This window comes from Streptomyces noursei ATCC 11455, from assembly GCF_001704275.1.
GTDB lineage: Bacteria > Actinomycetota > Actinomycetes > Streptomycetales > Streptomycetaceae > Streptomyces > Streptomyces noursei.
This window is the reverse complement of sequence record NZ_CP011533.1, coordinates 6,383,142-6,404,375: the sequence shown is the minus strand read 5'-3', so window position 1 is coordinate 6,404,375 and position 21,234 is coordinate 6,383,142. Positions and strand designations below refer to the sequence as shown.

At 73.1% G+C, this 21,234-nt stretch carries 20 protein-coding genes; 13 read left to right on the top strand and 7 right to left on the bottom strand.

Annotation, left to right across the window (positions count from 1 at the left end):
- Positions 1 to 64: 64 nt before the first annotated feature.
- Together SNOUR_RS27175 and SNOUR_RS27170 are read right to left on the bottom strand one after the other, a co-directional pair.
- Positions 65 to 487: a peptidase inhibitor family I36 protein gene (locus tag SNOUR_RS27175; protein ID WP_067351993.1), complete on the bottom strand. Its 423-nt coding sequence runs from the start codon at positions 485 to 487 to the stop codon at positions 65 to 67.
- Between the two features lie 567 nt (positions 488 to 1,054).
- Positions 1,055 to 2,656: an MFS transporter gene (locus SNOUR_RS27170; protein ID WP_067351990.1), complete on the bottom strand. Its 1,602-nt coding sequence runs from the start codon at positions 2,654 to 2,656 to the stop codon at positions 1,055 to 1,057.
- Between the two features lie 115 nt (positions 2,657 to 2,771).
- Between SNOUR_RS27170 and SNOUR_RS27165 the strand changes: the two genes are divergently transcribed.
- The 7 genes from SNOUR_RS27165 (at position 2,772) to SNOUR_RS27135 (ending at position 10,925) form a co-directional block, all read left to right on the top strand.
- The gene (locus tag SNOUR_RS27165) at positions 2,772 to 3,470 is read left to right on the top strand and encodes a TetR family transcriptional regulator (RefSeq protein WP_067351987.1); all 699 of its coding nucleotides are present in this window, start codon (positions 2,772 to 2,774) and stop codon (positions 3,468 to 3,470) included.
- 172 nt (positions 3,471 to 3,642) lie between these two features.
- On the top strand, positions 3,643 to 4,857 hold the full coding sequence (locus SNOUR_RS27160) for an alpha/beta hydrolase (RefSeq protein ID WP_067351984.1): 1,215 nt from the start codon (positions 3,643 to 3,645) through the stop codon (positions 4,855 to 4,857).
- Positions 4,858 to 5,057: 200 nt separating this feature from the next.
- Positions 5,058 to 5,936 (top strand): DUF4429 domain-containing protein, encoded by an 879-nt coding sequence (locus SNOUR_RS27155; protein WP_067351982.1) that lies wholly within the window; start codon positions 5,058 to 5,060, stop codon positions 5,934 to 5,936.
- A 143-nt stretch (positions 5,937 to 6,079) separates the two neighbouring features.
- Positions 6,080 to 7,495, top strand: coding sequence for a sensor histidine kinase (locus SNOUR_RS27150; RefSeq protein WP_067351981.1), 1,416 nt, complete (start codon positions 6,080 to 6,082; stop codon positions 7,493 to 7,495).
- On the top strand, positions 7,492 to 8,172 hold the full coding sequence (locus tag SNOUR_RS27145; RefSeq protein WP_067351978.1) for a response regulator: 681 nt from the start codon (positions 7,492 to 7,494) through the stop codon (positions 8,170 to 8,172). Before SNOUR_RS27150 ends, SNOUR_RS27145 begins: the two co-directional genes overlap by 4 nt.
- Before the next feature lie 218 nt (positions 8,173 to 8,390).
- On the top strand, positions 8,391 to 9,557 hold the full coding sequence (locus SNOUR_RS27140) for an alpha/beta hydrolase (RefSeq protein ID WP_067351977.1): 1,167 nt from the start codon (positions 8,391 to 8,393) through the stop codon (positions 9,555 to 9,557).
- 45 nt (positions 9,558 to 9,602) lie between these two features.
- Positions 9,603 to 10,925 carry an acyltransferase family protein gene (locus SNOUR_RS27135; protein ID WP_312633856.1) on the top strand — a complete coding sequence of 441 codons (1,323 nt, stop codon included), beginning with the start codon at positions 9,603 to 9,605 and terminating at the stop codon, positions 10,923 to 10,925.
- 78 nt (positions 10,926 to 11,003) lie between these two features.
- Here SNOUR_RS27135 and SNOUR_RS27130 read toward each other — a convergent pair whose 3' ends face one another.
- Together SNOUR_RS27130 and SNOUR_RS27125 are read right to left on the bottom strand one after the other, a co-directional pair.
- Entirely contained in the window at positions 11,004 to 12,026 is a 1,023-nt protein-coding gene (locus tag SNOUR_RS27130; RefSeq protein ID WP_067351974.1) for an aldo/keto reductase, read from the bottom strand.
- A 5-nt stretch (positions 12,027 to 12,031) separates the two neighbouring features.
- On the bottom strand, positions 12,032 to 12,547 hold the full coding sequence (locus SNOUR_RS27125; protein ID WP_067351972.1) for a MerR family transcriptional regulator: 516 nt from the start codon (positions 12,545 to 12,547) through the stop codon (positions 12,032 to 12,034).
- A gap of 186 nt (positions 12,548 to 12,733) precedes the next feature.
- On the opposite strand from SNOUR_RS27125, the gene SNOUR_RS27120 reads away from it, so the two are divergent.
- Complete coding sequence (locus tag SNOUR_RS27120) at positions 12,734 to 13,555, top strand: serine hydrolase domain-containing protein (RefSeq protein ID WP_067351970.1); 822 nt, start codon at positions 12,734 to 12,736, stop codon at positions 13,553 to 13,555.
- 43 nt (positions 13,556 to 13,598) lie between these two features.
- On the opposite strand, the gene SNOUR_RS27115 is transcribed toward SNOUR_RS27120, so the two are convergent.
- Positions 13,599 to 14,270, bottom strand: a complete 672-nt coding sequence (locus SNOUR_RS27115) for a pirin family protein (RefSeq protein ID WP_174717900.1) — start codon at positions 14,268 to 14,270, stop codon at positions 13,599 to 13,601.
- Positions 14,271 to 14,328: 58 nt separating this feature from the next.
- Here SNOUR_RS27115 and SNOUR_RS27110 point away from each other — a divergent pair, with 58 nt between their 5' ends.
- The 5 genes from SNOUR_RS27110 (at position 14,329) to SNOUR_RS27090 (ending at position 19,338) form a co-directional block, all read left to right on the top strand.
- Positions 14,329 to 15,513, top strand: a complete 1,185-nt coding sequence (locus SNOUR_RS27110; protein WP_067351966.1) for a PucR family transcriptional regulator — start codon at positions 14,329 to 14,331, stop codon at positions 15,511 to 15,513.
- An 88-nt stretch (positions 15,514 to 15,601) separates the two neighbouring features.
- On the top strand, positions 15,602 to 16,558 hold the full coding sequence (locus SNOUR_RS27105; protein WP_067351964.1) for an ACP S-malonyltransferase: 957 nt from the start codon (positions 15,602 to 15,604) through the stop codon (positions 16,556 to 16,558).
- A 12-nt stretch (positions 16,559 to 16,570) separates the two neighbouring features.
- Complete coding sequence (locus SNOUR_RS27100) at positions 16,571 to 17,617, top strand: ketoacyl-ACP synthase III (protein ID WP_067351961.1); 1,047 nt, start codon at positions 16,571 to 16,573, stop codon at positions 17,615 to 17,617.
- A gap of 109 nt (positions 17,618 to 17,726) precedes the next feature.
- Complete coding sequence (locus tag SNOUR_RS27095) at positions 17,727 to 17,975, top strand: acyl carrier protein (protein ID WP_067351959.1); 249 nt, start codon at positions 17,727 to 17,729, stop codon at positions 17,973 to 17,975.
- Positions 17,976 to 18,051: 76 nt separating this feature from the next.
- Positions 18,052 to 19,338: a beta-ketoacyl-[acyl-carrier-protein] synthase family protein gene (locus SNOUR_RS27090; RefSeq protein WP_067351957.1), complete on the top strand. Its 1,287-nt coding sequence runs from the start codon at positions 18,052 to 18,054 to the stop codon at positions 19,336 to 19,338.
- Positions 19,339 to 19,437: 99 nt separating this feature from the next.
- On the opposite strand, the gene SNOUR_RS27085 is transcribed toward SNOUR_RS27090, so the two are convergent.
- A complete protein-coding gene (locus SNOUR_RS27085) occupies positions 19,438 to 20,328 on the bottom strand; it encodes an NAD(P)-dependent oxidoreductase (protein ID WP_067351954.1) in 891 nt (296 codons plus the stop codon).
- Between the two features lie 99 nt (positions 20,329 to 20,427).
- Positions 20,428 to 20,922: a DUF3145 domain-containing protein gene (locus tag SNOUR_RS27080; protein WP_018088059.1), complete on the bottom strand. Its 495-nt coding sequence runs from the start codon at positions 20,920 to 20,922 to the stop codon at positions 20,428 to 20,430.
- Between the last annotated feature and the right edge of the window lie 312 nt (positions 20,923 to 21,234).

The following is a 21,234-nucleotide window of genomic DNA, read 5'->3' as shown; positions in this document are numbered from 1 at the left end:
GCGCCCCCCGACCGGCGAAGCCCGCCGGTCGGGGGGCGCGGTGCGTCCGCCGCGGACGACCGGCTCAGTGCTCCCACAGCTTGAACGCCCTTACCTGGTAGGGGGATCGGGGCACCCAACTGCCGCCGCCCGGGTAGGTGTCGAACTCGCCGGTCTCGGCGCAGACGGCGCTCTGGTAGGTGGTGACCGGGCGGCCGGTGCGATTGGCCAGCGAGGCGGCGGTCATCCCCTTGGGGAGGGTCACGCAGCTCTCGATGTCGGTGCCGGACAGCTCGTAGGTCTGCCGCCGGCCGCCGAACTCCGTGCCCGGCCAGAGGCACAGTTGACCGGCCGCGCAGTTGCCTGCGGCGGTCCGGGCGTGGCCGCCGCCGGCCCCGTGGGCGGTCGGGGCGCCCAGGGCGGACGGCGTGAGCAGGGCCGCGGCCAGTGCAGCGAGGCCGGTGACGAGCGCGGTGCTGCGGAACGTGCGGGACGCGTGGATGCGCATAGGAGTCTCTCCCCCGTGTCGTGGCCGTGGCGGGCCGCGCGGTCTCGGCGCGGGCCACGGCGGTGGCGTCCGCTGCGGGCGGGGTGCCCGCGGCGGGTTCGGGATCGAGCGTGCGGCGGAGCGGGGGCGTCCGCCAAGGCCGTGGCGGCTCCTCCACCCGGATCAGGTATGGGGATGACCCGTCGGGGGTGAATCGGCGGGCCGCGAAGCGGAGTTGACGCGTCGCGGGCGGCCGGGACGGAGTGCGGAAACCGTTCCTCGCGGGCGCGGCAAGGAAGTCGAGCGGGCCGCTCGCCCAGGAGGCGGGGACGGGGGGCGGTGGTTCCCGGCTGGCTTCATCCGGATGAGGGATACGCCGTGCGGACCGGTGGCCAACTGCCGTCTGGAGTACGGCGATTGCCGGCGGACGCGGGAGGAGAGCGGCGGGTTGACGCGGGGGGGGGGTGGGGGCCGGGCCCGTGTTCGCCCCCGTACGCGCGACGGCGCGCGGCCGACCGAGGGGTGTCTCGGCCGGCCGCGCGCCGTGGGGCGGACCGGGTGACGCCGCGGGCGTCGGTACGACGACGGTCAGATGTGGCCGACGCCGGCGCCAGCCTCGGCGTTCTCGCCGCGCTTGGTGAAGAGCGCGACGGCGGCGGCGAGCACCGCCACCCCGCAGGCGACCGTGAAGGCCAGGCCCATGCCGGAGACGAAGGTGTCGTGGGCGACCGCGGTGATCTTCTCGGCGTACGGCTTCGGGGTGCCCTTCGGCACCGGCGCGAGGCCCGCCGAGACGGCGTCGGACGCCATGGAGAGCTGCTCGGGCCGCAGCGGCGGGAGGCCGGCGCCCTGCCACTTGCCCGGAAGGTCATGGTCGACGCGGGACGCCATCACCGCGCCGAGCACGGCGGTACCGAGGCTGCCGCCGACCTGCATCGCGGCCTGCTGGAGACCGCCGGCGACGCCGGAGAGCTCCAGCGGGGCGTTGCCCACGATGACCTCGGTGGCGCCGACCATGACGGGCGCGAGGCCCAGGCCGAGCAGGGCGAACCAGACGGACATCGGGCCGGTGGTGGTGCCGGCGTCCAGCCCGGACATGCCGTACATCGCGACGGCGGTGACGACCATGCCACCGACCAGCGGGATGCGCGGGCCGAACCTGGTGATCAGCGCGCCGGCGAGCGGCGAGCCGACGATCATCATGCCGGTCAGCGGGAGGAGGTGCAGTCCGCTGTCGACGGGGGACATGCCGTGGACGTTCTGGAGGTAGAACGTCACGAAGAACAGGCCGCCCATGAAGGCGAAGGCCATCAGGACCATCAGGATCGTGCCCGCGGTCAGCGGCACGGAGCGGAACATCCGCAGCGGGATGAGCGGCTCGCGCACCCGGCTCTCCAGGACCGCGAAGAGCCCGAAGAGGACGACCGAGCCGATCAGGAAGCCCCAGGTCGTCATGGAGCCCCAGCCCCACTCCGTCGCCTTGATCAGCGGCCAGATCAGGCAGAACATCGCGCCGGACAGCAGCACGATGCCGGGGATGTCGAAGGAGCGGGGGGCGTTCTCCGCGCGGTGGTCCTTGAGGATCACCAGGCCGAGGACCAGGGCCAGCGCGCCGACCGGCACGTTGATGAAGAAGACGGACTGCCAGCTGACGTGCTCGACCAGCAGTCCGCCGACTATCGGGCCGCCGGCGGTGGAGGCACCGATGACCATGCCCCAGACGCCGAGGGCCATGTTCAGCTTCTCGGCGGGGAACGTGGCGCGCAGCAGGCCCAGCGCGGCGGGCATCAGCAGCGCGCCGAACAGCCCCTGCAGCACGCGGAAGACGATGACCAGCGCGACCTGGCCGGAGAACCCGATGGCGGCGGAGGCGACGGCGAAGCCGGTGATGCCGATCAGGAAGGTCTGGCGGTGGCCGAAGCGGTCACCGAGCTTGCCGGCCGTGATCAGCGAGACGGCCAGGGCGAGCATGTAGCCGTTGGTGATCCACTGCACGTCGGCGAGCGACGCGTCCAGATCCTGCTTGATGGCCGGGTTGGCGATGGCGACGATCGTGCTGTCGAGCGCCACCATCATCACGCCGATGGCGACGGAGAACAGCGTCAACCAGGGATGGCCCCGCAGCCCCTTGCGAGGCTCCGGTACGGGAAGTTCCGGTGCGACGTGGGCAACCGGGGTCTGAGAGCTCATGATTCGAGGCTAATGTCAGCTACTGACAGTTGACAAAGTAATTCATGAGTCGGTAACTGTCATTTAGCTCACAGGTATCCTGAGCAGCGAGAATTCCACGGAAAGGCGGCGCAGGATGGCGGACCCGACGCCGCAGACGACTCCCCCCGGCGGGCTGCGCGAACGCAAGAAGCAGCGCACCCGCGACGCCCTGATCCGCGCGGCGCTGGAGCTGTTCACGGAGCAGGGCTACGAGGCCACGACGATCGACGAGATCGCCGAGGCCGTGGACGTCTCGCAGCGCACCTTCTTCCGGTACTTCAGCAACAAGCAGGAAGTGACCTTCGCCGTCCAGGACATGGTCGAGGCGCGCTTCCTGGAGGAGCTTCGGGCCCGGCCGGCGGACGAGCCGCCGCTGCCCGCCCTGCGCGGCGCGGTACTGACCGCCTGGGACGAGATCGGCAACGCCATCGCGTCGGTGATCCCGGTGGATCTGTACATGCGCACGTTCCAGATGATCGAGTCGACTCCGGCGCTGGTCGCCGCGCATCTGCGGCGCTTCACCGAACTGGAGGAGCAGATCGCCCAGTTGATCGCCCGGCGGGAGGGGCTGGACGTGGACGTCGACCCGCGCCCGAGGGTGCTGGTCGCGGCGTTCGGCGGCGTGATGCGGGTGGCCGGGAAGGTGTGGGGCGAGGGCCACGACTGCAGCGTGGCGGCGATCCGCGAGGTGACCCAGTCCTATCTGGACCACATCGGACCGGCGATCGAGACCGACTGGCGGGGGAAGGGGACCCCTCGCGCCGGGCATGAACACGCCCACGACCAGGCGTAACACCCCCCGTCCGGTGCGTGATCGGTTCACGCCTCAATGAGATCGGGCCTGCACAACCGAGCATCGAACAACGATGCAATGTGTCCGTTTTGACACAAATACCCTGCACGAAACGTGAGATGGCTCACGGGGGCCCACGGGCACCCTCCCGCGTCTCCTAGGGTGGCCCGCGGTGACTTCTTTCCCGGGCCTCGGTCCCTCCTCCGGTTTCCTGCAGTCCACAGTCTGGCGTGCCGCGCTCGCCCTGCTGGTGGTGTTCGTGATGCTCGCCATCACGGGCTGGACGGCCATCAGAAGCACCAAGGAGGACGCCAACCCCCTGGCCACCGCGAAGAACGCCTGGCGGCACGCCACGTTCCACGGACGGCCGCTGCCCGACCCCGACGCCGCACCGGCTACCGTCCGCGCCTTCTTCGCCTCCCTCGACCGGGCCGAGCGCGCGCAGCTGGCGCACCGCTACCCGCTGGTCGTCGGCAACATGGGCGGCGCCCCCGTCACGCTCCGGTACCGCGCCAACCAGATGGCGATCGACGACGCCCGCGTGATCGAGAAGCGACGCATGGACGACCACCGGCTCACGCCCGTCGGCCGCCAGGAGGCGAGCCGGCTGATGCACCGCCTCGAATCCCTGATGAGCCCGGGCCGCCAGATCCTGGCGTTCGACCCGGCGGGCGACGGCCGGGCCGCGGAGGTCTTCGGCGACCTCGCCACCGCCGACCGGGTCTCCGTGGTGGTGCCCGGCGTGGACACCAACCTCTCGACCTTCGAGCGCACCGCCAAGGCGACGGCCGCCCCCGTGGGCATGGCGAAGTCCCTGTACGAAGCCGAGCGGGCGGCCCGCCCCGGCGCCCGTACGGCGGTGATCGCCTGGGCCGACTACACCACGCCGTCCGGACTGGGCGTCGAGGCGGCCACCGGGCAGCTCGCCCGGGCCGGGGCCGTCCGCCTGCGCTCCCTGGTGGACGCGCTGCCGTCCACCGACTCCGTCTCGCTGTTCTGCCACAGCTACGGGTCCGTGGTGTGCGGGGTCGCGGCCCGGGACCTCCCCGACGACGTCACCGACATCGCGGTGGCCGGCAGCCCCGGCATGCGGGCCGGAAACCTGTCGGGCCTGGGCACGCACGCCCGGGTCTGGGCGATGCGGGACGCCGACGACTGGATCCAGGACGTGCCGTACCTGGAGGTCGGCGGGCTCGGCCACGGTGCCGACCCGGTCGATCCGTCGTTCGGCGCCCGGATCCTCTCCGCCCAGGGCGCGGCCGGCCACGCCGGCTACTTCGCGCCCGGCACCCAGAGCCTGCACAACTTCGCCCTGGTCGGGGTGGGCGACCTCGGGTCGGTGGACTGCGCCGCCAGCGACCCCCGCTGCAGCGCGGACCTGGCCTGACGGCCGGCCGCGCCACCGCCGGCGCCCGCGGGTACGGCCCGGCGCCCGGGGACGGGCCGTACCCGCGGGAACCGCACCCGCGCCGGGTGACGTGAACAGGGCAAGGGTGACGACCGGGCGACCGGGAGCCCTTTTGACACGCGTAGCGCCGGTGTCCGGAAGGGGGACGGGCGGGCAACCACCCGCATACGATGAGCCGCATGGGTGATGTGCTAGTCGGTTTTCACGCCGCCTGGGAGTTCGACTCGGACTCCGTACTCATCCGCTTCGAACGGGGGATCCGCAGGCCGAGGCTGTTCCAGGCGCTCGGCGAGCGACGCATTCCGTACGAGGCGCTGAGATCCGTCGAGGTCTCCGCGGGCAGGCGCGGCACGGTGGTGCTGCGCGCCGTGCCGCGGCAGGGTGCCGACCCCCTGATGGAGGCGGCGAACGGACAGCTCAGGGAGGACGCCGACCCCTACCGGCTGGTACTGCCGGCCGACCGCGAGACGCTGGCCTCGTACTACGCCGACGAGCTGCGCGCGGCGCTGGGCCCCGCCGCCGAGGAACCGGCCGAGCGGCACCTGGTGGCCGCGCCCCCGCCCCCGCTGCACTTCAAGGCGTACGACGGCAAGGCGTCCTTCGACGGCCGGTCGGTGGTCTTCCGCTGGTTCTGGACGGGCGCGTCGTCGGCGAAGTGGAAGAGCGGCGACCAGACCTTCGCGATCGGCGAGCTGGCCGGGGTGGAGTGGCGATCGCCGGAGATCCTCAACGGCTATCTGCGGCTGCTGGAGCGGGACGCCCCCGAGCGGCCTTCGGGCGAGGCGGACCAGGACCCGACCGCGGTGGTCTTCGGGCTCGGCTACGGGCCGGTCCACGAGTCCCTGCCGTTCGCGGCCTCCGTCCTCCAGGCCGTGCGGGCCGCCGAGCCCGCGCCGGACGGGCCGGAGCGGGCACCGGTGCGGCGCGCCGGCAGCACCGGCCGGGACCCGGCCGACATCGCCGACCGGATCCGGCACCTCGGCGAGCTGCACGAGGCGGGACTGCTGACGGACGTCGAATTCAGCACGAAGAAGGCGGAGTTGCTGGCGGAGCTGTGAGCGGCGGGTGCTCCCCCGGCGGCCGGCCCGCGGCACCGACGCACCGACGCACCGACGCCGGGCGTCATACCGTGGTACGGGGCCGAAGCCCGCACCACGGTATGACGCCCGGCCGCGTGCGGTCCGCTTACATTGATCCCGCGATGTCCAAACGATCTCTCTCCCCCGAAGACGGGCCGACCGGCGGCGACGGGCGCCGGCCGACCCGCGAGTCCGCGCTGCGCGTCGCCCGCCGGGTGGCCGGGGCCGCGCGGCCCGCGCTGCGGGTGCTCGCCACCGAACTCGGCACCCCGAACCGCCCCGGCACCCCGCTGTTCGGCAGCGTCCAGCGCCGCTGGGTGCGCAACCTGCCGTACGCGGTGGCGTTCCTGTTCGCGGTGTCCCTGCTGCCGTCGGGGGTCAATGTCCTCCACAACGACTACGGCATGGCCGGCAGCCTCGCCGGCGCGCTGGCGACCGCGCAGAGCGTCCCGCTGCTGCTCGCGGTGACCCGGCCGCTGCAGGCGTGGTGGGTGATGTTCGGGGCGGACGTCGTGTGCGCGGGGGTGCTGACCGGCGTCGACGGTGTCGCGGGCCGCCCGTGGCCCTGGCCGCCCACGGTGATCGTCGGCTATCTCGCGCTGATGCTGGCGCTGTCGGTGCGCGAGCGGCGGCGCACCCTGATCGCGGTCTGGCTCACGACCGGGGTGACGGGGATCCTCTTCGAGGCGGTCGCGCCCGACCGCAGCGAGAGCTCCTGGGTGCTGATGTTCGTGCTGTCCGGCGTGGTGCTGCTGCTCGGCGCCGCCCTGCGGGAACGAGGCGACGCCCAGCGGAAGTTGCTGGAACAGGAGACCATCAGCGAAGCCGAGCGGGCCCGCCGCACCCTGCTGGAGGAGCGCGCCCGCATCGCCCGCGAGCTGCACGACGTCGTCGCCCACCACATGTCGGTGATCACGGTCCAGGCCGACAGCGCCCCGTACCGCATCAGCGGGATACCCCGGGAGGCCCAGGAGGAGTTCGGGGCGATCGCGGCGAGCGCCCGCGAGTCGCTGGCCGAGATGCGCCGTCTGCTCGGGGTGCTGCGCAGCGAGGAGACCGAGCGGCAGGACGCCCCGGAGAAGGCCCCGCAGCCCGGGATCGGCCAGCTGCCGAAGCTGGTCGAGGCGACCGTACGGGCCGGTGTGCCGGTCGAGTTGGTGCTGCCCGAGGAGCCGGTGGCGCTCGAACCGGCGGTGGACCTGTCGGCGTACCGCATCGTCCAGGAGGCGCTGGCCAACGTGGTGCGGCACGCTCCGGGCGCATCGACGCGGGTGTCGGTGACGGTGACCGCCGACCGCGCGCGGCTGACGGTGCTGGTGGTCAACGAGCCGCCGGCCCCGCCGGTGTCCGCGCCGCTGGAGACCAGCGGCACCGGGCACGGCCTGGTGGGAATGCGGGAGCGGGTGCGCCTGGTGGATGGCACGCTGGACACCGGCCCGCTGCCCGACGGCGGCTTCCGGGTCGCCGCCCAACTCCCGCTCTCCGCACCGCGCACCCCGCCCGACCCCCTCTCCACGAAGGACTCCGACGCCCCATGACGACCCGCGTGATCATCGTCGACGACCAGGCCATGGTGCGGGCGGGTTTCGCCGCGCTGCTCGCCGCGCAGAGCGACATCGACGTGGTGGGCGACGCTGCGGACGGCGCCGAGGGCGTCCGGCTGAGCCGGCAGGTGCACCCCGACGTGGTGCTGATGGACGTCCGGATGCCGGAGATGGACGGGCTGGAGGCGGCGCGTCAGCTGCTCCACCCGCCGATCGGGGTCACCCACCGCCCGAAGGTGCTGATGCTGACCACCTTCGACGTCGACGACTACGTCTACGAGGCGCTGCGGGCGGGCGCGTCCGGTTTCCTGCTCAAGGACGCGCCGCCGGCCGACCTGATCTCCGCGGTCCGGGTGGTGGCGGCCGGGGAAGCGCTGCTCGCGCCGTCGGTGACCCGCCGGCTGATCGCCGACTTCGCCCGCCAGCGGCCGGCGCCCCGTACGGACCGCACCGCGCTGCGGCTCAACGGCCTCACCCCGCGCGAGACGGAGGTGCTGGAGCTGATCGCCCGCGGTCTGTCCAATCAGGAGATCGCCGAGCGGCTGATCCTCGCCGAGCAGACCGTGAAGACCCATATCGGCCGGGTGCTGGCCAAGTTGGAGCTGCGCGACCGCGCCCAGGCGGTGATCTTCGCCTATGAGTCGGGGCTGGTCTCACCCGGCGAGCGGTGAGCGGATACCGCCGTTTCGGGTTGTCCCCACCCGGTCTTCGGGGTAGCCCCACCCTCCCTGAGGGGGCAACCCCCGGCTCCTCCTCCCGGGGTACGACCGCCGGTCGGGACCCCCTACCCCGGTATCACCCGGGAGTTGGCTCCGCGGTGTGACGCCGCGTCACGCACCGGCTTTCTACCTTTCCCTCCGCCACACCGCTGGAAGAGGGAGAGACCACCATGACCGTGCTGCGGAACGCCGCCCGACGCGGCAAGCGGACGCTCGCCGCCGCCGTCCTCGCGCTGGCCGTCGTCGCGGGGACCGGCGGCTGGGCGGCCGGTTCCGCGCAGACCGCGGTCACCGGCCCGGCCCCCGGCGCCGCCGCCTGGCGCGCCGACCACGCGCTCGGGGTGCGCCTGCCGGATCCGGCGAGCGCCTCCCCCGCCGACGTCGCCCGGTTCTTCGCCGGCCTGACCGACGCCCAGCGGCAGGCGCTCGCCGCCCGGCACCCGCTGACCGTCGGCAACCTCGACGGCGCACCGGTCGCCCTGCGGTACGAGGCCAACGCCCGCGCCCTGCGCGCGGAACGGGACCGCGAGCTGGCCCGCGCCACCGACCCGGCGGGCACCCTCCAGGACCACCGGCAGGCCAGGAAGACGGCCGAGCGCTACACCGCGCTGCTCGCGCCCGGCCGCCGGATCCTCGCCTTCGACCCGCGCGGACGCGGCCAAGTGGCGGAAGTACACGGCGACTTGGCGACCGCGCAGCGCGTCGCGGTGATCGTGCCGGGCTCGGACATCGACCTGACCACGTTCGACCGCGCCACCGACCCGTACGGCACGCCGACCGGGATGGCCGCCTCGCTGCGCCGGCAGATGGCCGCCGAGGCGCCCGGCATCCGGACGGCGGTGATCGCCTGGGTCGGGTACACCACCCCGGTCGGCCTCGGCCCGGACGCCGTCACCGGCCGGCTCGCCGAGGCCGGCGCGCCCCGGCTGACCCGCTTCCTCGCCGGCCTGGCCGCCACCGGGACCCCCGCCCCGGCCGTGCTGTGCCACAGCTACGGGTCGGTGGTCTGCGGACTCGCCGTCCCGCACACCGGCCGCGGCCAGCTCGCCGACCTCGTCGTCTTCGGCTCCCCCGGGATGCGCCGGGACAGCACCGCGGAGCTGCACACCACGGCCCGGGTCTGGGCGGCGCGGGACGCCTCGGACTGGATCGGCGACGTCCCGAACGTCGAGCTGTTCGGCCTGGGGCACGGCACTGACCCCACCGATCCGGCGTTCGGCGCCCGCCGGGTGCCCGCCGAGCGCGCCCAGGGCCACACCGGCTACCTCGCCCCCGGCACCGACTCCCTCCGCAACTTCGCCGCGATCACGCTGGGGCGCTACGCCGACGTGCGCTAGGTCGTGTCGTCACCTTCCCGTCGTCGCCCGAAGGACCTCTCTCACATGACCGTCAAGAACCACCCCACCCGCACCGGTCCCACCGCCACCGCGCACCGGCCGCCCGCCGGACGGGCCGCCGGCCCCACTGCCCCGGTCCGCGCCCTCCGCGCCGTCCGTGCCAGGGCCGGCGCCGCCGTGCGCGCCGTCGACGCCCGCACCCCGGCCGACCGCGACCGGGCCATCGACGGACTGCGCGCCCTCGCCCTGCTCGCCGTCCCCACCGGGCACTGGCTGCTCGGCGGCTTCACCCGGGACGCCGACGGCGCGCTGCACAACGCCAGCCCGCTGACCGCGCTCGGCTTCCTCGCCCCGGCGAGCTGGCTGCTGCAGATGCTCGGCATCTTCTTCCTGGTGGGCGGCCACGCCTCGGTGCTGTCCCTGCGGCGGACCGCCGCGCGGGGCGGCTCGACCACCCGGTGGCTGGGCGGCCGGATCGCCCGCCTGGGCCGCCCGGTGCTGGGCGTGACCGCCGTCTGGGCCACGCTGATCCCGCTGCTGCACGGTCTGGGCGTGCCCACCGCGACGCTGCGCACGGGGGCGACGCTGGTCATCCAACCGCTGTGGTTCGTCGGCATCTACGCGGTGGTCACCGCGCTCACCCCGTACTGCACCGCCGCCGCGCGGCGCCTGGGCCTGTGGAGCGCGGCGCCGCTGCTGGCGTCGGTCGCCGCCGTGGACTTCCTGCGCTACGGGCCGTTCGCCGCGGCCATGCCGTCCTGGCTGAGCCTGCTCAACCTGCTGCCCGGCTGGCTGTTCGCCTACCAACTCGGCGTCTGCTGGGGCGAACGGCGGCTCGGCCGGCGCGCCGCCTGGGGCCTGCTGCTGGGCGGCACCGCGCTGTTCGCCGCGCTGCTGGTGTTCTTCCACTACCCGGCGAGCATGGTGGGCGTCCCCGGCCAGGACCGCACCAACTCCCATCCGCCGTCGCTGCTGGTCCTGGCGCTGGCCGCGGCCCAGTCCGGGGCGGCGGTGCTGCTCCGGGACAGGCTGGCCGGGCTGCTGCGGCGGCCCGCCCTGTGGTCGCCGGTGGTCGTGATCAACCTGTCCGCGATGACGATCCTGTGCTGGCACCAGACGGCGATGTTCGCGGCGGCCGTGCCGGCGTCCTTCGCGGGCGCCGTACCGGGTCTGACCACCGCGCCGGACGCGGTCGCCTGGATCCCGGAGCGGCTGGCCTGGATGCCGGTCCTCGCCGTCCTGCTGGTCCTCATCGGGGCGGTCACCCGCCGCTTCGAGGCGCCCTGGGCGGGCGTCGGGCGGACCCTGCGGACGAGTGCCGCGGTGCTGGCGGCGGCCTTCGCGGCCTTCGCGCTGGGCTATGCGTAGCCGGTGCGGGCACCGGGGCGCCACGGCGGGTGGACGACACCTGCCCCGGCGCCCCGCGGCGCCTCCGCCGGCCGGCGGCTACTCCCGCCCGGCCGAGGTGAACCGCATGTCGGCGTAGCGGTCGCCGGCCACCTTGCCCGCGATCGGCTCCAGCAGCGCCAGTTCCTCCGCGGCCAGCCGGATCCGGGTCGCGCCGACGTTCTCCTCGACCCGGCCGCGCCTGCGGGTGCCGGGGATCGGGACGACCGCCAGCCCGCGCGCGTCGGCCTGCTGCTGCACCCAGGCGAGCGCGATCTGGCCGAGCGTCGCGCCGTGCGCGTCGGCGACCGTGCGGACCGGCTCCAGGAGGGCCGCGTTGGCCGCCGCGTTGTCGCCGGTGAAGCGGGGCTGCTGGCGGCGGAAGTCGTCGGCGGCCAGCTCCGTGTCGGCGTGGACGAAGGAGCCGGTCAGGAAGCCGCGACCGAGCGGCGAGTACGGGACGAGGGCGACGCCGAGTTCGGCGGCGACCGGGACCACGCCCGACTCGAAGTCACGGCTGAAGAGCGACCACTCGGACTGGACCGCGGCGATCGGATGCACGGCCTGGGCGGCGCGGAGCTCGGAACCGGTCACCTCGCTCAGGCCCAGGTACTTCACCTTGCCCTCGGCGACCAGCTCGGCCATCGCGCCGACCGTCTCCTCGATGGGGACGTCCACGGCGCGGCGGTGCATGTAGTAGAGGTCGATCTGCTCGACGCCGAGGCGCCGGAGGCTGGCCTCGACGGCCTGGCGGATGTAGGGGCGGTCGTTGCGGATGACGCGCCTGGTGGGGTCCTTCGGGTCCTGGCCCAGCGCGAACTTGGTGGCCAGGACGACCTCGTCGCGGTGCGCCTGGACGAAGGGGGCGATGAACTTCTCGTTCTCCCCGTCGCCGTAGACGTCGGCGGTGTCGTAGAGCGTGATGCCCAGTTCCAGGGCGCGCTCCAGGGTGGCCCGCGCCTCACCGACGTCCTCGGTGGGGCCGTAGGCCCAGCTCATCCCCATGCAGCCCAGGCCCTGGACCCCGACCAGCGGGCCGCCGGTGCCCAGCTGGACGGTGCCGATCTTCGTGTCGTTCGCCATGGAATTCAGCACCTCTCGGACGCCCGTCGGGCGTCGGCGTAGATATCGATCTTGTAGTCGAGAACGGCCAGCGTGCTCTGCAGGTCGGCGATCCGCTGCCGCACGTCCTCGCGGTGCCGGGTGAGCAGTTCCTCACGCTCGGGGAAGGTGCTCTCGCCCTCCCGCACCAACTCCGCGTACCGGACCATGTCCGCCACCGGCATGCCGGTCAGCCGCAGCCTGGAGACCAGGTCCAGCCAGTCCAGATCGCGGTTGGTGAAGCGCCGCTGACCGGTGTGCGTCCGGTCCACGTGCGGCATCAGGCCGATCCGCTCGTACCAGCGCAGGGTGTGGGCGCTGAGGCCGGTGTGCTCGGCCACCTCGCTGATCGTGTACCGGTCCTGGCCGGCCGGCCGCGGGTGGGGGGCGCGCGGGGTCGCGCAGCCCGCGGGCGTGGCCGGCCGCGGCCGGGTGCGCACCACCCTCGGCAGTCCCTCCACGACCGTGCCGCCGGTCACCGTTTCGCTCTGCGTCACCGTCATGCCGTGTCTTCCCCCACTCGCTTCCCGGGCACGCGCCCGGGATGTCATCGCGCCGCCGGTCGTTCCGCCGGGCGCCTGCCGACTTCCTCAACGCTAGAGAGTTGGAGTGCACTCCAAGCAAGCACCGGCCGCGGGCGGTCTTGACCGGAATTTGAAGGCCCAGGGACACCCCGTAGGCTCGGGGCCATGCAGAGCCTGGGGATGATCGAGAACTGGCCGGTGCCCACCGCCGCGGCCGCCGTCGTACGCGCCGACGGCTCGGTCGCCGGATCGTACGGCCCGCTGGAGCACCGCTTCCCGCTGGCGTCCGTCACCAAGCCGCTGGCCGCCTACGCCGCGCTGGTCGCCATCGAGGAGGGCGCCGTCGAGCTGGACGAGCCGGCCGGCCCGGAGGGGTCGACGGTCCGTCATCTGCTCGCCCACACCTCGGGCCTGGCGTTCGACGAGGCGCGCCCGATGGCCGCCCCGGGCACCCGCCGGATCTACTCCAACGCCGGCTTCGAGGTGCTCGGCGACCACCTCGCCAAGGCCACCGACATCCCGTTCCCGCAGTATCTGCACGAGGCGGTGCTGGCCCCGCTGGGGATGACGTCGACCGAGCTGGCCGGCTCGCCGGCCAAGGACGGCGTCTCCACCGTCGCGGACCTGATCCGCTTCGCGGCCGAACTCCAGGCGCCGCGGCTGCTGGCGTCGCAGACCCTCGCCGAGGCGACGCGGGTGGTCTTCCCGGGCCTGGCCGGGGTGCTGCCGGGCTACGGCCACCAGAAGCCCAACGACTGGGGGCTGGGCTTCGAGATCCGAGACGGCAAGGCGCCGCACTGGACGGGCGCGGCCTCCTCGCCGGGCACGTTCGGTCACTTCGGGCAGTCCGGGACGTTCCTGTGGGTGGACCCGGCGGTCGGGGCGGCCTGTGTCGCGCTGACCGACCGGGACTTCGGCCCGTGGGCCGTCGAGGCGTGGCCGGTGCTGACCGACGCGGTCCTGGCCGAGCTGGCCGGGCGGCGCTGAGTCCCGGCTGCCGACCACCGGTGCCCGGAGCCGGCGCGCGGGCTCACCCGTACACCGGCTCCGTCCCCATCTCCCACACCAGGCACTCGGCCCCCTCCGGCGCCACCAGCTCCAGCCCGTGCTCCTCACCGATCCGCGCCGCGTCCCCGGCCACCAGGTGCTCGGCCCCCAGCCGCACCTCGCCCCGTACGACATGGACGTAGACCCGCGCGGCATCCGGGACGGCGGTGCGCCCGCCCGCCCCGAGGCGGCACACCCGCAGCGCGGCGCCGGCCCGCGGCAGACGGTGCGGCACACCGTCGGCGATCTCCCGCACCACCTCGTACTCCGGCTCGCCACCGGGGGCGAGCGGCGTCAGCCACATCTGGACGAAGCGCAGCGGTGCCGTGCCGTCGTTGCGCTCGACGTGCCGGACGCCGCCGGCGGAGCTGAGCCGCGCCAGGTCACCGGGGCGTACGGTCGTGGCATGCCCGGTCGAATCGCGGTGGGTCAACTCGCCCTCGACGACCCAGGTGACGATCTCGGTGTCCCGGTGGGGGTGCTCGTCGAACCCGGCGCCGGGCACCAGGCGCTCCTCGTTGCAGGCGACCAGCGCGCCGAAGCGCAGGTTGTCCGGGTCGAAGTGGGGCCCGAAGGAGAACGCGTGCCGCGACTCGATCCCGGCGTCCGCGTCGCCGCCCCGATAGCGTTCCTCGCCCCTGCGCACCTGAATCATCGGGCCACCGTAGCCCCACCGCTCCACCCCCTCATCCCGATAGGGCAGGCTTGGTCCCGTGTCTGAACCCGCATCGCGCGACGCGCACCCGCACTCCGCGACCCTCCGGCGGCTGGAGAACTCCTCCGGCAAGCTGGCCGCCGCGGCGATCTCCCGCATGGACGCCACGCTGCCGTGGTACCGCGCGATGCCTCCGGAGAACCGTTCCTGGATCGGCCTGGTGGCGCAGGCCGGCATCGCCGCGTTCACCGAGTGGTTCCGGCACCCGGAGACACCGCAGGCGATCAGCACCGACGTCTTCGGTACGGCGCCGCGCGAGCTGACCCGGGCGATCACCCTGCGGCAGACGGTGGAGATGGTCCGCACCACGATCGAGGTGATGGAGTCCGCGATCGACGACGTCGCGGCACCGGGCGACGAGTCCGTGCTGCGCGAGGCGCTCCTGGTCTACGCCCGGGAGATCGCCTTCGCCACCGCCCAGGTCTACGCGCAGGCCGCCGAGGCGCGCGGCGCCTGGGACGCCCGCCTGGAGTCCCTGGTGGTCAACGCGGTGCTCTCGGGGGAGGCCGACGAGGGCGCGGTCTCCCGGGCCGCGGCCCTCGGCTGGAACGCGCCGGAGCATGTGTGCGTGGTGCTGGGCACCGCCCCGGACGGCGACAGCGAGCTGACCGTCGAGGCGATCCGGCGGGCCGCCCGGCACGCCAAGCTCCAGGTGCTGACCGGCGTGCTGGGCAGCCGGCTGGTGGTGATCGCGGGCGGTTCGGACAATCCGCTCAAGGCCGCCAAGGCGCTGATCGGGCCGTTCGCCGCCGGTCCCGTGGTGGCCGGCCCGGTCGTCTCCGACCTGCTCGCCGCGACCCGCTCGGCGCAGGCCGCGGCGGCCGGCCTGCGGGCCTGCGCGGCCTGGCCGGACGCCCCCCGGCCGGTGCTCGCGGACGACCTGCTGCCGGAGCGCGCGATGGCCTCGGACCCGGTCGCGCGGGAGCAGCTGGTGGAGGAGATCTACAGACCGCTCGAAGAAGCGGGGTCGGCGCTACTGGAGACGCTGAGCGTCTATCTGGAGCAGGCGAGCAGTCTGGAGGGCGCCGCCCGGATGCTGTTCGTCCACCCCAACACCGTGCGCTATCGGCTCCGTCGTGTGACGGACGTCACCGGCTGGTCACCGTCCGATGTGCGCTCCGCATTCACGCTGCGTATCGCCCTGATTCTGGGGCGTCTCGCTGGCGGCGAGGCGCAACCCTAGACTTTGTCGAACACCAACAATTCCCCCGATGGTTCTTCGTCCCTGTCCCCACGGGCGGGCGGGACCTCCCACAAGAGAGAGTGTGAGGGTGCTCGTACTCGTCGCTCCCGGCCAAGGCGCTCAGACGCCCGGCTTCCTGATCCCCTGGCTCGACCTCCCCGAAGTCGAGGACCGGCTCCGCGAATGGTCCGAGGCCATCGACTTGGACCTCGTCCACTACGGCACCAAGGCAACCGAAGACGAGATCCGCGACACCGCGGTGGCGCAGCCCCTGCTGGTGGCGTCGGCCCTGATCTCCGCGCGGCAGCTGTTCCCGACGCCCGAGGCGCTCGCCGGACAGGTCGGCGCGGCGGCCGGCCACAGCGTCGGTGAGCTCGCCGCCGCGGCCCTGACCGGCACCCTCACGGACGCCGAGGCGATGGCCCTGGTGCGCCGTCGCGGGCTGGCGATGGCCGAGGCCGCCGCCGTCACCGAGACCGGTATGGCCGCGCTGCTGGGCGGCGCCGAGGACGTCGTCCTGCCGCACCTGGAGAAGCTCGGCCTGACCCCGGCGAACGTGAACGGCGCCGGGCAGATCGTCGCCGCGGGCACCGCCGAGCAGATCGCCGCGCTGGTCGCCGATAAGCCGGAGGGCACCCGACGGGTCGTGCCGCTGAAGGTGGCCGGCGCGTTCCATACTCACCACATGGCACCTGCCGTCTCGGCCCTGGAAGCCGCGGTCACCGAGCTGTCCCCGGCCGACCCGCGCACCCGTTACGTCTCCAACAGGGACGGCCAGGTGGTCACTTCCGGCCAGGGCCTGGTGCGGCGGATGGTCGGCCAGGTGGCCAACCCCGTGCGCTGGGACCTGTGCATGGAGACCTTCAAGGAGCTCGGGGTCACCGCGCTCGTCGAGGCCGCGCCCGGCGGCACCCTCACGGGTCTGGCCAAGCGCGCCCTGCCCGGGGTGAAGACGCTCGCCCTGAAGACGCCCGACGACCTCGACGCGGCCCGTGAGCTGATCGCCACCGCAGCGGACGCCGCCCCCGCAGCATCGGCCGAATAGGAGTCGTAGCGCATGACCTCGAAGATCAAGCCCTCCAAGGGCGCCCCGTACGCGCGGATCATGGGCGTCGGCGGCTACCGCCCGACCCGTGTCGTGCCCAACGAGGAGATCCTCAAGCACATCGACTCGTCCGACGAGTGGATCCGCTCCCGGTCGGGCATCGCCACGCGCCACTGGGCGGGCCCGGACGAGAGCGTGGCGACCATGGCGGTCGAGGCGTCCGGCAAGGCCATCGCCGACGCCGGGATCGCGCCCGAGCAGATCGGCGCGGTGGTCGTCTCCACCGTCTCGCACTTCAAGCAGACCCCGGCCATCGCGACCGAGATCGCGCACCTCGTCGGCGCGGGCAAGCCGGCCGCGTTCGACATCTCCGCGGGGTGCGCCGGCTTCGGCTACGGACTGACCCTGGCCAAGGGAATGGTCGTCGAGGGCTCGGCGGAGTACGTCCTGGTGATCGGCGTCGAGCGGCTCTCGGACCTGACGGACCTTGAGGACCGCGCGACGGCCTTCCTGTTCGGCGACGGCGCCGGCGCGGTCATCGTCGGCCCGGCCAAGGAGCCGGCGATCGGCCCGACGGTGTGGGGCTCGGAGGGCGACAAGTCCGAGACCATCAAGCAGACCCTCTCCTGGGACGTGTACCGCACCACCCCGAAGCCCGGCGGCGACGGGCCCGAGGAGCGTCCCACGCCCGAGGCGATCCGCTACCCCGCGATCACCCAGGAGGGCCAGGCGGTCTTCCGGTGGGCGGTGTTCGAGATGGCGAAGGTCGCCCAGCAGGCGCTGGACGCGGCCGGAGTCAGCCCGGACGACCTGGACGTCTTCATTCCGCACCAGGCCAACATGCGGATCATCGACTCGATGGTGAAGACTCTGAAGCTGCCGGAGAGCGTCACGGTCGCCCGTGACGTGGAGACCACCGGCAACACCTCGGCCGCCTCGATTCCGCTCGCCATGGAGCGGCTGTTGGCGACCGGGCAGGCCAAGAGCGGGGACACCGCGCTGGTCATCGGCTTCGGGGCGGGTCTCGTGTACGCCGCGACGGTCGTTACTCTCCCCTAGGCAAGATCTGCGCAGTCCGGCACCGAGCACGACGTGCCGGCCACTGCGCGGGCCTTCACCGCTTCACTGTCAGATCAAGCAGTTTCCCGCTATACGAAGGAGCGCCATCATGGCCGCCACGAAGGAAGAGATCGTCGACGGTCTCGCTGAGATCGTCAACGAGATCGCCGGTATCCCCACCGAGGACGTCAAGGTGGACAAGTCCTTCACCGACGACCTGGACGTCGACTCGCTGTCCATGGTCGAGGTCGTCGTCGCCGCCGAAGAGCGCTTCGACGTGAAGATCCCGGACGACGACGTCAAGAACCTCAAGACCGTCGGCGACGCGACCGACTACATCCTCAAGCACCAGTCCTGATCTGGCGCAGCGCATGTCGCCACCCCGCGGTGGCGCCGTCGATTCAGACACCTCTACCCGTGGAGTAAGAATTCCCGTGAACGCGACCAATCGCACCGTGGTCGTCACCGGTATCGGCGCAACCACACCGCTGGGTGGCGACAGCGCTTCGACCTGGGAGGGCATGCTCGCCGGCCGGTCCGGCGTAAGCCCCCTGGAGCAGGAATGGGCAGCCGACCTGCCGGTCAAGATCGCCGCGCAGGCGGCGGTGGACCCCGGCGAGATCCTGCCCCGTCCGCAGGCCCGCCGACTGGACCGCTCGGCGCAGTTCGCGCTGATCGCGGCCCGTGAGGCATGGGCGGACGCCGGCTTCACGGCCAAGGCCGGCGAGCCGGACACCGCCGCCGGGCCGGCGGGTTCGGTCAACCCCGACCGCCTGGGCACCGTCATCGCCTCCGGCATCGGCGGCGTGACCACGCTCCTGGGCCAGTACGACGTCCTTCGCGAGAAGGGCGTCCGGCGGGTCTCCCCGCACACCGTCCCGATGCTGATGCCCAACGGCCCGTCGGCCAACGTCGGCCTGGACGTCAACGCCCGCGCCGGTGTGCACACCCCGGTGAGCGCCTGCGCCTCCGGCTCCGAGGCCATCGGCTACGCCATCGAGATGATCCGTACGGGCCGCGCCGACATCGTCGTCGCGGGCGGCACGGAGGCGGCCATCCACCCGCTGCCGATCGCCGCGTTCGGCAACATGATGGCGATGTCGAAGAACAACGAGGACCCGCAGGGCGCCTCCCGTCCGTTCGACACCGAGCGCAACGGCTTCGTCCTCGGTGAGGGCGCCGGCGTGATCGTCCTGGAGTCGGCCGAGCACGCCGCCAAGCGCGGCGCGCGGGTCTACGCCGAGGCGGTCGGCCAGGGCATCTCCGCCGACAGCCACGACATCGTGCAGCCGGAGCCGTCCGGCAACGGCATCGCGCACGCGCTGCAGAACCTCCTCGACAACAGCGACCTCGACCCGTCCGAGATCGTGCACGTCAACGCGCACGCCACCTCGACACCGCAGGGCGACCTGGCGGAGCTGAAGGCGCTGCACAAGGTCTTCGGCGACGACGTGCGGCACATGGCGGTCTCCGCCACCAAGTCGATGACCGGCCACCTCCTGGGCGGCGCGGGCGGCGTGGAGACGGTCGCCACCATCCTGGCGCTGTACCACCGGACGGCCCCGCCGACCATCAACGTCGAGAACCTCGACCCCGAGGTGGAAGCGGACATCGTCCGCGACGAGACCCGCGCACTGCCGGCCGAGGGCCGGATCGCGGCGCTGAACGACTCGTTCGGCTTCGGCGGCCACAACGTGGTCCTCGCCTTCCGCACGATCTGAGGCACCGCCGGCGGCCGACGGCCGCCGCGCAGCAGTCACCACGAGGGCCCGCCCGGTCAGGACGACCGGGCGGGCCCTCGTGCTGCCGCCGACGGCCGGTCAGTCGTCGAAACTGGCGAAGTACGCCGCCGCGCCGTCCTCGCCGCCGTGGCCCTGCTTCTCGGCGCGGCGGAACCGCTCCCCGGCGGCGGCCGCCAGGTCCGTGTGGACGCCGGCCGCCTCGGCGGCCTCGGTGATCAGCCGGATGTCCTTGCGCGCCGCGGAGACCGTGAAGCTGGGCGCGAGGTCACCGGTCAGGATCAGCTCCGACTTCATCCGCAGATACGGCATGTCGAGCGAGCCGCCGGCGACCGCGTCCAGGAATTCCCGCGGGTCGACGCCCAGCCCCTTGGCGAGCCCCAGGGTTTCACCGGTACCGCTGATGACGGTCATCACCCAGCTGTTGACGACGAGTTTGAGTCGACTGGCGGCCCCGCCCGCGGCGTCGTCACCGACCCACTGGGTGCGGCCGCCGACGATGTCGAAATACCGCCCGGCGCGTTCGCGCAGGTCCGGGTCCCCGGCGGCGAGGACGATCAACTTCCCTTTCTCGGCGGGCTCCTTGGTGCCCAGTACGGGGGCGTCCACGATCCGCAGGTCCCGTTCGGCGGCGAAGCGGACGAGCGGTTCGAGTGCCTCGGGCCCGACGGTGCTCATCTGGAGCCAGAGGGCACCGGGCGCGAGGTCGGGGGCTGCCCGGCGCATGGCGTCGAGGACGGCGGAGCCGTCGAGCAGCATGGTGAGGACCGCGTCGGCGCCGTCCACCGCCTCGCCCGGGGTGTCGGTGACCCGGACCCCGTCGGCGGCCAACGGCTCGGCCTTGGCGCGGGTGCGGTTCCAGGCCCGGACGTCCAGCCCGGCGCGGGCGAGGTTGCGGGCCATCGCCGTGCCCATGATCCCGGTGCCGAGTACGGCGACCGAAGGGGTGTCAGAGGTGTTGTTGTCGGCCATGGCGGCACGCTAAGGCTTGGAGTGGACTCCAAGTCAAGCGTGCGCCGTGTGTCGCACGACGGACCCCGCACAAGGCTCCGTGCGGGCGCGTGCGGGGCCTCAGACGACCTGGTGGAGCCAGCGGACGGGGGCGCCCTCGCCGGCGTACCGGAAGGGCTCCAGCTCGTCGTCCCAGGGCTTGCCGAGCAGCTTGGCGACCTCGGCGGCGAGTTCGGTCTCACCGCGCGCGGAGCGGGCGACGGCGGCGCGCAGCCGGTCCTCGGGGATGAGGATGTCGCCGTGGATGCCGGTGACGGCGTGGAAGATGCCCAGGTCCGGGGTGGAGCTGTAGCGCTCGCCCTCGGCGGTGGAGCAGGGCTCGGCGGTCACCTCGAAGCGGAGCAGGTGCCAGCCGCGCAGCGCGGAGGCGAGCTTGGAGGCGGTGCCGGCCTCGCCCTGCCAGGAGAACTCCGCTCTCCAGGTGCCGGGCGACGCCGGCTGGCGGATCCAGTCGAGGTTGACGCGCACCCCGAGGACGCCCGCCACCGCCCATTCGACGTGCGGGCACAGCGCTCGTGGAGCGGAGTGGACGTACAGGACTCCACGTGTCGTCACCGGGACCTCCCGTGCGGATCGAGGTTCGCCTTCCCCAGCGGCCTCGTGCCCGTTCCGGTCGCGGCCGGGACAGCTGTCGACATTCTGCCCCAGTGATCACTTCGGCACCAGCATGCGAGGTGACCTACAGTAAACACCACTAGGCGGAATTTGCCGCAAAAGGGACAGGAAATGACGTGTTGTAATTTGTCTGTGCCGACTGCACATGCCACTTCGGGTCACCGCCCGGCAGGCACGGGGCCAAGCTACCGCGCGGCGCCGGACCGGAAGTGACGTACCGTCGGTACCCGAAGAGATATCACTCGCACGCCG

Excerpts from the sequence above, each read along its gene's own strand:
- SNOUR_RS27175 (WP_067351993.1), bottom strand. The coding sequence starts at position 487 with ATGCGCATCCACGCGTCCCGCACGTTCCGCAGCACCGCGCTCGTCACC.
- SNOUR_RS27170 (WP_067351990.1), bottom strand. The coding sequence starts at position 2,656 with ATGAGCTCTCAGACCCCGGTTGCCCACGTCGCACCGGAACTTCCCGTA.
- SNOUR_RS27165 (WP_067351987.1), top strand. The coding sequence starts at position 2,772 with ATGGCGGACCCGACGCCGCAGACGACTCCCCCCGGCGGGCTGCGCGAA.
- SNOUR_RS27155 (WP_067351982.1), top strand. The coding sequence starts at position 5,058 with ATGGGTGATGTGCTAGTCGGTTTTCACGCCGCCTGGGAGTTCGACTCG.
- SNOUR_RS27150 (WP_067351981.1), top strand. The coding sequence starts at position 6,080 with ATGTCCAAACGATCTCTCTCCCCCGAAGACGGGCCGACCGGCGGCGAC.
- SNOUR_RS27145 (WP_067351978.1), top strand. The coding sequence starts at position 7,492 with ATGACGACCCGCGTGATCATCGTCGACGACCAGGCCATGGTGCGGGCG.
- SNOUR_RS27140 (WP_067351977.1), top strand. The coding sequence starts at position 8,391 with ATGACCGTGCTGCGGAACGCCGCCCGACGCGGCAAGCGGACGCTCGCC.
- SNOUR_RS27135 (WP_312633856.1), top strand. The coding sequence starts at position 9,603 with ATGACCGTCAAGAACCACCCCACCCGCACCGGTCCCACCGCCACCGCG.
- SNOUR_RS27130 (WP_067351974.1), bottom strand. The coding sequence starts at position 12,026 with ATGGCGAACGACACGAAGATCGGCACCGTCCAGCTGGGCACCGGCGGC.
- SNOUR_RS27125 (WP_067351972.1), bottom strand. The coding sequence starts at position 12,547 with ATGACGGTGACGCAGAGCGAAACGGTGACCGGCGGCACGGTCGTGGAG.
- SNOUR_RS27120 (WP_067351970.1), top strand. The coding sequence starts at position 12,734 with ATGCAGAGCCTGGGGATGATCGAGAACTGGCCGGTGCCCACCGCCGCG.
- SNOUR_RS27115 (WP_174717900.1), bottom strand. The coding sequence starts at position 14,270 with ATGATTCAGGTGCGCAGGGGCGAGGAACGCTATCGGGGCGGCGACGCG.
- SNOUR_RS27100 (WP_067351961.1), top strand. The coding sequence starts at position 16,571 with ATGACCTCGAAGATCAAGCCCTCCAAGGGCGCCCCGTACGCGCGGATC.
- SNOUR_RS27095 (WP_067351959.1), top strand. The coding sequence starts at position 17,727 with ATGGCCGCCACGAAGGAAGAGATCGTCGACGGTCTCGCTGAGATCGTC.
- SNOUR_RS27085 (WP_067351954.1), bottom strand. The coding sequence starts at position 20,328 with ATGGCCGACAACAACACCTCTGACACCCCTTCGGTCGCCGTACTCGGC.